The sequence below is a fragment of the Streptomyces himalayensis subsp. himalayensis genome, assembly GCF_013778455.1.
In the GTDB taxonomy this organism is placed as follows: Bacteria; Actinomycetota; Actinomycetes; order Streptomycetales; family Streptomycetaceae; genus Streptomyces; species Streptomyces himalayensis.
Map to the genome: position 1 here is coordinate 253,882 of NZ_JACEHE010000010.1, position 12,477 is coordinate 266,358.

The window sequence follows — 12,477 nt, forward strand, 5'->3', positions numbered from 1 at the left end:
TCGTTACAGCGAGTTACCCGTACCGTCCACCCCTCGTACCCGTACGCTGACTCAGCGTACGAGTTGAGCGCCTGGTGAACGGGGGTGCCGGGCCCGATGGTTAAGCCATGTCGCCCGAGACGAAACCGCAAAACCCGGTTACCGTACGTGTGTTCAGCCAACAACTCAGCTCCACGCCCCGCGGCGCCCGCCTGGCCCGTCGCCTGGTCGCCGAGCGGCTCGACGCGTGGGGCTGGCCGTACGCGTCGGAGCTGAACGAAGCCGTCACGCTGATCACGGCCGAACTCGCCGCGAACGCGGTCCGGCACGGGCGCCTGCCGGGACGGGACTTCCGGATCCGGCTGGCGGTGACGGAAGGGACCGTACGGATCGAGGTCGACGACACGAGAGGGGAGCGGCTGCCTGCGATGTTCCCTGCGGGCGGCGAGGCCGAGGGCGGCCGGGGGCTGGTGCTCGTCGACTCGCTGGCGGACCGGTGGGGAGTGGACCCGCGTACGGACGGCGTGGGCAAGACCGTCTGGGCGGAGGTCCGGGATCACCGCGTACGGCATGACGACGGCCCGAAAGGGTGAGCCCCGGCGGGTTGCGCCGGGGCTCACCTGGGGTGGTGCGTCAGCGGTTCATCAGTACGAACACGCCCCACCCGAGGTACTCGCGCTGGTACCTGGCGTGCAGGACGGGAGACGTGGCGAGTTCCTCGCGCATCTCGTCGGCCAGCTCGTCGTCGGGGTTGGCGTCGAGCCAGCGGCGGATGTTGAGCCACTGCGCCGCGACGTACCGGTCCCAGCTGTCCTGGTCGGCCAGGACCATTTCCACGACGTCGCAGCCCAAGTCCCCGAATTGCTCGAGCAGTTCAGGAAGCGGAAGACACTCGTCCTTGCGAGACATATGGCATGCCTCGACGGTGGCCTGGTCCAGGGGCTCGCGGCGCCAGTACGGTTCACCGATCAGCATCATGCCGCCGGGGGCGAGGCTGCGCCGAAGGAGTTCGACCGTGCCCGGCACGCCGAAGCCGATCCAGGTGGCGCCCACGCATGCAGCGATGCCGACCGGATCGTCGGCGACATGGCCCGACGCGTCCCCGTGCACGAAGCCGACCCGGTCGGCCACGTCCAGTTCGACGGCCCGCGCGCGGGCGGCGCCGATGGAGACGGTGCTGATGTCGACGCCGGTGCCGGTCACGCCGTGGTCGCGCGCCCAGGTGCACAGCAACTCGCCCTTGCCGCAGGCGAGGTCGAGCATGCTCGTGCCCGGCGATGGGCTGATGGCCTGACCGAGGATGGCCAGTTTCTCGCTGGTGAACGGGTTGCAGAGGCGATGGCTGCTCTCGCGGATGGTGAAGCTACGTGGCAGATCCACTTCTGGGAGTCCTTTGGTTCGAAGAGGTCAGAACGGCTGGGGAAGGCGGCCGGTGGAAGCTGGCCGCGATTGCCTGGACCGTCATGAAATGCACCTCTTCGGACGCGCGAACAGCAGGGACCGGCCGACCGTACGGCCACTGGGATCGTCATGTCCATCTGATTTCGCGTCCTGCGGGAAGGCGCCTTGTCACGACCGTCCCGCGTCCTGGCTGCGCCGGTACGCCGCCCACCGACACCACACCGCCGCGCGAACGGCCAAAGCAACAGCCTCAGGAGGCGCGCGGAGCGAGCCCCGTCGTCGTGAAGGACGCCTGGTCCCGGGACGTCGTGCCGTCGGTGATCCACCAGTGGGTGGGGTTCTCGCCGTACAGGCCGAACAGGGTGCCGGACGCCCAGTTGAGGATCAACTCGTCCTTGCCGTCACGGTCGAAGTCGGCGGCACCCGCGGGCCGGGCGTGCCGCCATTTCGCGGGCCCCTTCTGCACTTCGCGCAGGACAGAGGTGCGCTTCTCGCCGTCGATGAGCGTGGCACCCTCGTACGTGGCGACGAGGACGCCGTCGCGGCCGTCGCCGTCCGGGTCGGCGGCCACGAAACCGCCGGGCCCGTAGTCGGTGCCCGCACCCTCGGGCACCTCCGGCAGCCGGTACGTGACCGGTGCACCGCCACTGCCCGGGTACACGGCGAGCGATCCGTCGACTTCGGGCGCCTCCGTCTGGTAGCCGGGCTCGTTATTGCGGCCGCCATCGTCCCCGACGGCCACATCGCGCAGCCCGTCGCCGTCGAAGTCGCCGAACGCGTGGGCGTTGCCGAGGCGTAGCTGCCTGCCGTTCGCGGACAGGCCGGTGCCGCGGCGGGCCGGGTAGAGGATGCTGCCGGACTGCTCACCGTCGTTCTGTTCGTGGAGCAGCAGGGAGGTGGCGCGCGGCTCGCCGGACGGATCGATGGCGTCCACGACGAGTTGGCCATCCGACAACGGCAGGCCGGTATCGGTCAGGCCGGTATCGGTGCGCGTCGGCACGCCGGACCGCGTGAACGGGCCGTACAGCATCACCAGGGACGACCCGTTCTTCGCGAGGCCCGCGAGGTCGTGGTGCCCGTCCCCGTCGAAGTCGCCGCGCACCAGGGACCGAAGGCCCAGTTTCGATGCGCTCTGCGGCAGCCGTACCGGGGTCGCCCCGGCCCCTGCCGTGGGCCCGCCGGGTCCGCCCCAGGTCACGTACGGGGCGGTGCGTGCGTCGACGATCCGCCGGTCCTCGACGCGCTCGCCCATGACGGTCGTGACGAAGTCCGGGAAGCCGTCGCCGTCCAGATCGGCGACCGTGTCCGGGGCGAGAGGGTTGCTCGCGGCCACGTCGTCCGGCGGATCCGGCAGGCCCAGGTCGCGGCGGTCGTAGACCGTGCGGGTCGAGGAGTCGAGCCCCTTCGCCGAGCCGTAGAGCACGACGATCCGTTCGCCGCCGGGGACGGGCAGCATGAGGTCGCGGTACCCGTCGCCGTTGATGTCGTCGGGGTCCTTCGACCCCTTCCCCGGGGCCGGCGCCCGGCTCTCGGCCGGCGAGGTGGGCACTCCGACAGCAGGAGACGGCTCGTGGCCCGTTCCGCTACCGCCGCATCCGGTGAGAGGTGCGAGCACAACGCAGACGGCGCAGACAGCGAAGGCCGGCAGGGCGGTACGAGACTTCATGCGCCTCACCCTCACATCCCGCGCCGTGCCGACTCCAGTGGGAGGGGACGACTGTTGCCCAGTTGCGATCAGAGGAACGGGCGCGCCGGACCGGCCGGACAAGCGCTGGTCACACGCGGACCAACGTGTCCGTGAAGGCGTTGCCGAACACCCCGTGCGGGTCGAGGCGGTCCAGGATGCCGATCGCCTCCGACCACTGTTCATGGGCGTAGGCAGCCGGACCACGGTTTCGGGACGGGCGTGCGGCGCTGCGGGGACGCTGTCCGTGTGGGCGTGATTTCTCGTCGTACCGGCCTGAAAATACGCGTTGCCAGGGCGCGTTGGGTGGAATACGTTGAGCCCGTGACTGCCGGGTCGGCCATGGGCCACGAACGAGTAGGGCACCCGGCCTCGACGTGAGCGCGAGGCGGGCCAGAAGCCCGCCTGCCCCCTTTTCCGCGTCGCTGACCAGCGGGTTCCGGGTGCCTGTGAGTGCCTCCGTGAGGCTCACGCGGCAATAGCGAGCATTTCGCCTTCGCCCCGGACCCCTTTTTCCCGCATCCCCATACCGCCTTCGCGATCGTTCCGTACGGCGGTGATTTCGCCCTGCCCGTGAACCAGGCAGCCCGACCCCGAACCGGAGAAGAAACAGAGAATGCCGAACGATTTCAACCAGCAGATCATCGAGGAGTTCCGCGCCAACGAAGGGCGCGTCGGTGGATACTTCGAGGGAGCCCGGCTGCTCCTCCTGACCACCACCGGAGCGCGGTCCGGCGCCCGGCACACGACCCCCCTCGGCTACCTTCCCGACGGCGGCGAACGGGTCCTGGTCATCGCCTCGGCCGCCGGGGCGCCGAAGCACCCGGACTGGTTCCACAACATCGTGGCGAATCCGCGCGTCACGGTCGAGGACGGCGTCTTCACGTACGAAGCGGACGCCGTCGTCCTGGAGGGCGCCGAACGCGACCGTGTCTTCGCCCGCGCGGTCGAGGCGGAACCCGGGTGGGCCGACTACCAGGCGAAGACCACCCGGGTCATCCCCGTCGTGGCGCTGCAGGCGGTCCCCGGCCCACCGAACCCGAACGCGTCCTCGGTGGGCGCGGCCCTCAAGCTGATCCATGACGCCTTCCGGCGCGAACTCGCCCTGATCAGAAAGGAGATCACCGAGTCCGGTCCCGGAGGACTGGGCGCCCAGCTCCGGGTGAACTGCCTGACGCTCTGCCAGGGACTGCACATCCACCACACCGGCGAGGACACCGCGATGTTCCCGTTCCTCGCCGAGCGCCATGCCGAGCTCGCCCCGACGATGGACCGGCTGCACCGGGAACACCAGAAGATCGCGGCGCTCCTCGCCGACCTGCAGGAGGTCATCTCCCACGAGGACGCGGACCCCCACCGGTTACTCGCCGAGGTGGAGCGGCTCACAGACGAACTCGACGCCCATCTGACCTATGAGGAGCAGCAACTGATCCCGATCCTGGACGCGTCGGCCAGCTGATCTCGGATCCCCGCCACATCGGGTGCCGGTAGTCGGGGCGTCGCCCCGACTAACTCGGGCCTGATCGCGCCTACTGGCGCTCGGACGCGCGCGGTGTCATCAGGTGCCCCTGGCCCGTTGCTCACAGGGAGGTGAGGGGCCCCTGAGCATGTGTGGCCTTGGCATCCTGCATCCCCGACAGCCGCCACACGAACGCCATTGCGAGGACGGCGGCAGCGATGTCCAGGACATCAGCCAGGAGCAGGACGGAGACAGCCTGTTCGATGGCATCCGCTTCCTCGGCCCGACCGTAGGACTGCCCGCCGAACCAGGAGAGCAGCGACGCCGTGATCCAAGCCGCCCACCAGGCGTTCACCAACGTCGGGGACGTCCGCCCAGGGCTGCTGGCCCGCCAGATCTCCACGGCGATGCGGTACGGCATCCAAAGGTTGCCCACCGGGACGAACCAGCTGCCGACCGCCCAGCCGGGCTTGCGGGTGAACCCGTCGAGCGCGAAGACCTCGCCGTTGCGGCGAGCGCGGCTGAACCAGACCAGGAACACGCATGCTGTCACCACGAGCAGCAGTAGCTGAGCGCTCCCGGCGCGGCTGTACACCAGTTGTGCCTGATTCCAGTCCAGCAGGGCCGACATCGAAGCGGTGTCGGAGAAGGCGGGTCCCACCTGACTGCGCGCAGCCAGGCCCGCGTATATGGAGAACAGATCCGCTGCGATCGTGAGGGCAAGTGCGGCGCACACCGCCATTGCAAGGCGACGAAGCGGGCGGAGAGCGAACAAGCCGAGCACCGGTCCACTGACGCTCGCGGACATTCTGTGGCCCCCACGGATGTGTGCGTGACCCGCGGACGTACGGGCGCCGCATGAAGATACACGAGTCCGGGCCGGCGCCGCCCGGATCGGGATACCGGAGTTCATTCGCTGAACTCTTTGCGTTTGGATGACGCCGCTCTCACCAGCCTCACGGGCCCCATACACTCCACCGCACCATCAGTCGGCGGTAAGCGCTTGTGGAGCGGAGAACAGAGAGCATGACGGCACGTAATCCCATGGTCCGCATGGACGGCGCTCGTGTGGACAGCGCCCGCGTGGACCGGCGGAGCTTCCTCAAGCGCTCCGCCGGTCTCTCGGCGGGGCTGATCGCCGCTCCCACGGCCCTCGCCTGGGTGCCCGGCCAGCAGGCCCACGCGGCCGAGGCGGCAGCGAACGCGGCAGCGGCCGTACGCGCCTTCGTCGACGACTATCTGACCAACACCGTCGACAACCTCACCCCCGAGACCAACGCCGCCGTCCGCATCCTCTCCGGAATGCAGCGCCTCTGGGAGACCGGAACCGCCTGGAACAACGGCACCCCGATCGCCGCCGACGTGCTACGCGCCAACATGCGCTACTCGATCGCGCTCACCGGGCGCCGTACCGACGAAGAGGCCCGGCAGTCCTTCATCTACGACCGCCAGGACCAGAGTTACGCGGCCACCGCCGGTCTCGGCCCGCTCACCGAGGTCTACCGGGCCGGGGCCAAGGCCGTCACCAGCATCACCAGCGCCCCCGACGGCACCCCGGCCGGGAAGGTCAGCGACGGCGTACCCGCGGGTGCGCCCGCCGGTTCCGCCATCGGGGCCGGGGCCCCTGACTCCGAGCTGGGCAAGGTGGTTCAGCTCGTTCAGACCCTGCGCGGCCCGCACGCCTCCAGCAACCCGGGCAAGTTCGCGTACCAGTACCCGCGGCCCTGGCGGATGACGGAGGACAACGAGGTCGTCGACACAGGCGCCACGGACGCCTTCGGCCTCCCCGTCTACAAGTCCGACGTGGTCGTCGCCCCGCAGCTGCTCCGCCAGCGCAGCACCGCCCCCGCCGAGGACGGCGGTTACCCCAGCGGCCACACCAACGCCCTCTACCTGGCCGCCCTGGCCCTCGCGTACGCGATACCCGAGCGGTTCCAGGAGCTGGTGGCCCACGCGTCCGCGGCGAGCCACACTCGGATCCTCTCCGGCATGCACTCCGCCCTCGACGTCATGGGCGGCCGCATCCTCGCCACGGCACTCGCCGCGGCCGCGCTGTACGACCCGGCCAACGCCGAGCTCAAGGCCGCGGCACGGCAGCAGGCAGCCTCATACCTCCAGGCCAAGACCGGCACCACGGCCGACACGCTGTACGCCTACGCGCACTCGGCGGGCACCGACACCGACCCCTACGCGGACCGGGCCGCCAACAAGCGCGCGGTCACCCCGCGGCTGACGTACATCCTGCCCAGGCGCGGCATCACGAACGTCCCGATGACCGCGCCGAAGGGTGCCGAGGTGCTCATCGAGACCCGGCTGCCCTACCTCACCGCCGAGCAGCGCCGCGAGGTCCTCCGCACCACCGCCCTGGCCTCCGGGTACGCCCTGCTGGACGGCCCCGAGCAGTGGGGACGGCTCGACCTCTTCGCCGCGGCGGACGGTTACGGCGCCTTCGACGGCGAGGTGCGCGTGGACATGGACGCCTCCCAGGGCGGTTTCCATGCGGCCGACGCCTGGCGCAACGACATCGAAGGGCCTGGCTCCCTCACCAAGCTCGGCACGGGGTCCCTGACCCTGGCGGGCACCAACCGCTACACCGGCGGTACGTCCGTGGAGGCCGGCACCCTCGTCGCCGCATCCCCGGCCGCTCTCGGCGCGGGCGACGTCCGGGTCCTCGGCGGCTCCCTCCGGCTGACGGCCATGGACGGTGCCCGGGTGCGCGGCAGCTACGGCCAGTCCTCCGGCGCGACGCTCACCGTGGCGGTCGGCGACTGCGGCCGCCCTGCCCTGACCGTCTCCGGCGCGGCGGTCCTCGGCCGGGGCAGCGTCCTGCACCTCCAGGTCGAGGGTTCTCCCGCCGTGGGCACCGTCGTCCAGGTCCTCCGAGCCGGCGGCGGCCTGCGCGGCAGGTTCGGCACCATCACCGTCCGGGCGGAGGGCGGTACGTACGAGGCTGTCCCCTCGTACTCCGCGAACGGGCTGTCCGTACGCCTGAAGTGACCTGAGAAGAGACGGGAACCGGAGCGCGCCTTCGTCACAGGTGGCGGAGGAGTGTGTGCAGAGCCGGGTTGTCGTTGTTCCTGCGCCACACCAGGTCGAGTTCCACAGGCTCGGGTATGGGTAGTTCGACCGGCTTGAAGACGATATCGGCATACCGCAGCTGCGCGGCGGCCTCGGGGACCAGAGCCACCCCGAGGCCCCAGTTGACGAGGGCCAGGATGCTGTGGACCTGGCTCAGATACTGGGAGTAGACGGGCGTGACGTGGGCGGTCCGGAAGATGCTGATGAGCAGTTCGTGGAAGTAGCGGGCTTCCGTGGGTGAGTACATCAGCAGCTCCTGACCGTGGAAGTCCGCGATCCGGAGCGCTCCCTCGCGCGCCGTCAGTGCGTGCCCCGCCGGCAGGGCGGCGAGCAGCTGTTCCCGTACGGCGGGTCTGGTCCGCAGATCCGGGCCGGTGACCGAGGGCCGGATGAGCCCCAGGTCCAGGCTGTTGTCCGCGAGTGCCGCCAGCTGGTCGCGGGTGACCATCTCGCGCAGGACGATCTCCGCTAGGGGCACGGCCTCGCGGGCCGTGCGCAGAAGCGTGCCGAGCATGGAGTGGGCGCTTGCGGCGGTGAATCCGATGGTGATGCTGCCCGCTTCTCCCGTCGAGACCTGCCGGACGGCGAGGGCGGCGTTCTCGGACTGGCGCAGGATGCCCCGGGCCTCGATCAGGAAGGCCCGCCCCGCGGGCGTCAGCCGTACCGACTTGTTCGTACGGTTGAGGAGCTGGACACCGAGGTCGTTCTCCAGCTGCCGGATCTGCCGGCTCAGCGGGGGCTGCGTCATCCGGAGCCGCTCGGCCGCACGTGTGAAGTGCAGCTCTTCTGCAACGGCCACGAAACTCGTCAGTTGCGCGAGTGTGAACAACGATGCTCTCCCGGTATCAGTGCATGCAAAATTTGAGTTAGACGTGAATCTTCCGGCGCCTTAGCTTCAAGGGCAACGGCTGAGCGGGATGCTCCGGCCGGCACCGCGAGGGGCCTTCTGGACAGGCCCGTCGCCATCCACCCATCCCAGGCACCGGAGCTCTCCAGTGGTGAGTACAACGAACATGACGCCGCACGTCGCGCACCAGGGCGAGGCGACCCTGGACAGGATCTCCTGGCTCAAGCTCTCCTCGGTCACCCTTCCGCTGGCCACTCCCGTCAGTGACGCCAAGGTCCTCACGGGACGCCAGGCGCCGATGACCGAGGTCGCCTTCCTCTTCGTCGAGGTCGGTACCGAGCAGGGGCACGAGGGCATCGGCTTCAGTTACTCGAAGCGCGCGGGCGGCCCTGGCCAGTTCGCGCACGCGAAGGAGATCGCCCCCGCTCTGATCGGCGAGGACCCCAGCGATATCGCCAGAATCTGGACGAAGCTGGTGTGGGCGGGCGCATCGGTCGGCCGCAGCGGCCTTTCCACGCAGGCCATCGCGGCCTTCGACATCGCCCTGTGGGACCTCAAGGCCAAGCGGGCCGGTCTGCCCCTCGCCAAGCTGCTGGGCGCGCACCGCGACTCCGTCCGCTGCTACAACACCTCCGGCGGCTTCCTTCACACCCCGACCGAGCAGGTCCTGGAGAACGCCACCGCATCCCTCGCCAGCGGTATCGGCGGCATCAAGATCAAGGTGGGCCAGCCCGACGGGAAGGCGGATCTGCGTCGTCTGACCGCCGTACGCGAGCACCTCGGCGACGACGTGCCCCTCATGGTCGACGCCAACCAGCAGTGGGACCGGCCCACCGCGCAGCGCATGGGGCGCGCCCTCGAGGAGTTCGGCCTGACCTGGATCGAGGAACCCCTCGACGCATACGACGCCCAGGGCCACGCCGCCCTCGCCGCCTCGCTGGACACGCCCGTGGCGACGGGCGAGATGCTCGCCAGCGTGGCCGAGCACTACGAGCTGCTGCGCCACAACGCGGCTGACATCATCCAGCCGGACGCGCCCCGCATCGGCGGCATCACCCAGTTCCTCAAGCTCGCCGCCCTCGCCGAGCACCAGCACGTGCAGCTCGCGCCCCACTTCGCCATGGAGATCCACCTCCACCTCGCCGCCGCCTACCCGTACGAGCCGTGGGTGGAGCACTTCGACTGGCTGGAGCCCCTGTTCAACGAGCGCCTCCACATCAGCGACGGCCGCATGCACGTGTCATCGCGGCCCGGCCTCGGCATCACCCTCAGCGAGCAGGCCCGGGCCTGGACCCAGGCGGTGCACGAGGTGGGCGCGCGGCCCTGAAGCATCCGGGGTGCCCGTGGCTCACATTCACCAGCCGGGTGCCTCACCTCGACTTCCCTCTTCGTACGTACGACTGCGTACGTACAACGAGTCCCTCTACATGGAGACAAGTACATGTCACTGAACACGGCGGCCCAGGACGTCGCGCGACGGCTGCGGGACGGCATGGCGGGCGGCGTGCTGTCCTTCCCCCTCACCAGCTTCACGGAAGACGGCAGCCTCGACCTGGACGCCTACCGCGCCTACCTGGCCGATCAGCTGGCCACCGCTCCGGGCGCGGTCTTCCCTGCGTGCGGCACGGGCGAGTTCACCGCGCTCGACGAGGACGAGTACCGCCAGGTCGTCTCCGCGGCGGTAGAGGTGGCCGACGGACGTATGCCGGTCGTCGCAGGCATCGGCTACGGCTGGGCGCAGGCCCTGCGCTTCGCGCGGATCGCGGAGGAGGCCGGTGCGGACGCCGCGCTGGTGCTTCCCCACTACCTCCTCAAGGCCCCGCAGGACGGCCTCGTCGAGCAGGTGCGCCGCATCGCCGCCGGCACCGAGCTGCCGCTCATCGCCTACCAGCGCGACCAGGTGGCCTTCACCGTCGAGAGCCTGCGCCGCATCGCGGAGATCCCCACGGTCATCGGTCTCAAGGACGGACACAGCGACCTGGACCGTCTGCAGCGCCTCACCCTCGCCGCGCCCGACCACCTGCTCTTCTTCAACGGGGCCGCCACCGCCGAAGTACAAGCCCGCGCGTACGCCGCCATCGGCGTGCCCGCCTACTCGTCGGCGGTACACGCCTTCGCACCCGAGATCGCGAACGCCTTCTTCACCGCCTTCCAGAACGGCGACCAGGCCAGGACCGACGAACTGCTCCGCGGTTTCTACGTCCCGCTCGTCGAGCTCCGGGACCGGGTACCCGGCTACGCGGTCTCCCTGGTCAAGGCCGCGGCGCGGCTGCGCGGCAAGCCCGTCGGCCCGGTCCGCGCCCCGCTCACCGAACCCGGCCCGGAGGACCTGGCCGACCTGGAGAAGCTGCTCGAGGCGGGTCTGGGGCTGGTGGGCGCCGGGGCGTGAGCCCCGTCCGACCCGTGGCCGACATCTCTGCGTGACGGCCACGCACCAGCAACGCCGTACCACCACGGAGACCGGTTCGCAGCACCCGGCACCGGCCTCCGCCCTGTCGTGCACGCGAACACCCATGCCCGTGAGCCACACCCACCGGCACCGGCCCACCCGGGCGCCACGCCCGGCCGCCACGCCACCCCCGGTACTTCACCGCCCTGGTCCGTACGACGCATGACGGACGCCCGATGGACCAGGGCCATCAACTGAGCACAGTTCAAAGGGGAACTGCACCATGCCTCTTGTCGTCGTCGGAATCAGCGTACTGATCCTGCTGTTCCTCATGACCAGGTTGAAACTCAACGGCTTCATCTCCCTCCTCCTGGTGGCCGTCGGGGTCGCGCTGGTCCAGGGGATTCCGGCCGCGGAGATCGCGGACGTCCTCGGGGAGGGCGTCGGCGGCCAGATCGGCGACACCATGCTCGTCGTCGGACTCGGCGCCATGCTGGGCCGCGTCATGGGAGACTCGGGCGCCGCCCAGCGAATAGCGAACAAACTCATCGACGCCTTCGGTGAGCACTATGTGCAGGTCGCCATGGTCGTGACGGCCATGCTCATCGGCGTGACGATGTTCTACGAGGTCGCCTTCGTCATCATCGTGCCGGTCGCGTTCACCATCGTCCGCGTCACCCGCAAGAACCTGCTGTGGGTGGGCCTCCCGATGTCGATCGCCCTGTCCACGATGCACAGCTTCCTGCCGCCCCACCCCGGCCCCACCGCGGTGGCCGCCACCTTCGACGCCTCGGTCGGCAAGACGCTGTTCTACGGCCTCTTCTTCGCCGTGCCCTTCGGCGCGCTCATCGCCCTGGTGTGGCCGCGGCTTCCGTTCGTCCGGAAGATGAACCCGTCCATCCCGACCGGCCTGGTCACGGAGCGCGTCTTCGAAGACGACGAGATGCCGAGCATGGCCTGGTCCCTGTTCGTGGCCCTCGTCCCCGTCGTACTGATCGCGGGCGCTGCTGTGACCGACATGGCGGTGTCCGACAAGGACAACCCGGTCCTGCACGCCGTCAACTTCATCGGCTCGGCACCCATCGCCCTCCTGCTGACGCTGTGCCTGGCCATCTGGGCGTTCGGCCCGCGGATCGGCCGCGGACTGGACGAAGTGAGCTCGTCGTGCGTCTCGGCGGCCAAGTCCATGGCCCTGATCCTCATGGTCATCGGTGCCGGTGGCGCGTACAAGGGCGTTCTCGTCGAGGGTGGCATCGCCGACTACATCAAGGACTTCACGGACGGCTGGGACATCTCGCCGATCATCCTTGCGTGGCTCATCGCGGCCATCCTCCGCATCGCCCTCGGATCCGCGACGGTCGCCGTCGTCACGGCCGCCGGTATCGTGGCGCCGCTCGTCGCCGGCAGCGGCGTCCACCCCGAACTCATGGTGCTCGCCGTCTCCTGCGGGTCGATCGCCTTCAGCCACGTCAACGACCCCGGCTTCTGGATGTTCAAGGAGTACTTCAACCTGTCGGTCCTCGACGCGATCAAGGCGCGGACCACGTACACGACCGTGCTCGCGATCCTCGGCCTGGGCGGGGTTCTCGCCGTCGAGTGGGCCCTGGACACTCTCAGCGTCTAAGACCGACCGGCAAATG

10 protein-coding genes are annotated in these 12,477 nt (G+C 69.7%); 6 read left to right on the forward strand and 4 right to left on the reverse strand.

The features are described 5' to 3' along the window. The first annotated feature begins 149 nt into the window (after positions 1–149). On the forward strand, positions 150–572 hold the full coding sequence (locus tag H1D24_RS18660; protein WP_309484371.1) for an ATP-binding protein: 423 nt from the start codon (positions 150–152) through the stop codon (positions 570–572). Between the two features lie 40 nt (positions 573–612). Here H1D24_RS18660 and H1D24_RS18665 read toward each other — a convergent pair whose 3' ends face one another. Both H1D24_RS18665 and H1D24_RS18670 read right to left on the reverse strand, forming a co-directional pair. Further along, positions 613–1,359, reverse strand: coding sequence for an SAM-dependent methyltransferase (locus H1D24_RS18665; RefSeq protein WP_181658735.1), 747 nt, complete (start codon positions 1,357–1,359; stop codon positions 613–615). Positions 1,360–1,630: 271 nt separating this feature from the next. Beyond that, the gene (locus H1D24_RS18670) at positions 1,631–3,046 is read right to left on the reverse strand and encodes a VCBS repeat-containing protein (RefSeq protein WP_181658736.1); all 1,416 of its coding nucleotides are present in this window, start codon (positions 3,044–3,046) and stop codon (positions 1,631–1,633) included. A gap of 634 nt (positions 3,047–3,680) precedes the next feature. On the opposite strand from H1D24_RS18670, the gene H1D24_RS18675 reads away from it, so the two are divergent. Continuing rightward, positions 3,681–4,523 (forward strand): nitroreductase/quinone reductase family protein, encoded by an 843-nt coding sequence (locus H1D24_RS18675; RefSeq protein ID WP_181658737.1) that lies wholly within the window; start codon positions 3,681–3,683, stop codon positions 4,521–4,523. A 121-nt stretch (positions 4,524–4,644) separates the two neighbouring features. Here the strand turns inward: H1D24_RS18675 and H1D24_RS18680 are convergent, their stop codons facing one another. Then, a complete protein-coding gene (locus H1D24_RS18680; protein ID WP_181658738.1) occupies positions 4,645–5,259 on the reverse strand; it encodes a DUF4328 domain-containing protein in 615 nt (204 codons plus the stop codon). Positions 5,260–5,549: 290 nt separating this feature from the next. Here H1D24_RS18680 and H1D24_RS18685 point away from each other — a divergent pair, with 290 nt between their 5' ends. Further along, complete coding sequence (locus tag H1D24_RS18685; protein WP_258564150.1) at positions 5,550–7,520, forward strand: phosphatase PAP2 family protein; 1,971 nt, start codon at positions 5,550–5,552, stop codon at positions 7,518–7,520. A 34-nt stretch (positions 7,521–7,554) separates the two neighbouring features. On the opposite strand, the gene H1D24_RS18690 is transcribed toward H1D24_RS18685, so the two are convergent. Continuing rightward, the gene (locus tag H1D24_RS18690) at positions 7,555–8,430 is read right to left on the reverse strand and encodes a LysR substrate-binding domain-containing protein (protein WP_181658739.1); all 876 of its coding nucleotides are present in this window, start codon (positions 8,428–8,430) and stop codon (positions 7,555–7,557) included. Between the two features lie 166 nt (positions 8,431–8,596). Here H1D24_RS18690 and H1D24_RS18695 point away from each other — a divergent pair, with 166 nt between their 5' ends. From H1D24_RS18695 to H1D24_RS18705, 3 genes are all read left to right on the forward strand, one after another. Beyond that, positions 8,597–9,775 carry an L-talarate/galactarate dehydratase gene (locus H1D24_RS18695; protein ID WP_309484372.1) on the forward strand — a complete coding sequence of 393 codons (1,179 nt, stop codon included), beginning with the start codon at positions 8,597–8,599 and terminating at the stop codon, positions 9,773–9,775. Between the two features lie 114 nt (positions 9,776–9,889). Further along, entirely contained in the window at positions 9,890–10,837 is a 948-nt protein-coding gene (locus H1D24_RS18700; protein ID WP_181658740.1) for a 5-dehydro-4-deoxyglucarate dehydratase, read from the forward strand. A gap of 283 nt (positions 10,838–11,120) precedes the next feature. Next, positions 11,121–12,461 carry a gluconate:H+ symporter gene (locus H1D24_RS18705; protein ID WP_181658741.1) on the forward strand — a complete coding sequence of 447 codons (1,341 nt, stop codon included), beginning with the start codon at positions 11,121–11,123 and terminating at the stop codon, positions 12,459–12,461. Positions 12,462–12,477: the final 16 nt, after the last annotated feature.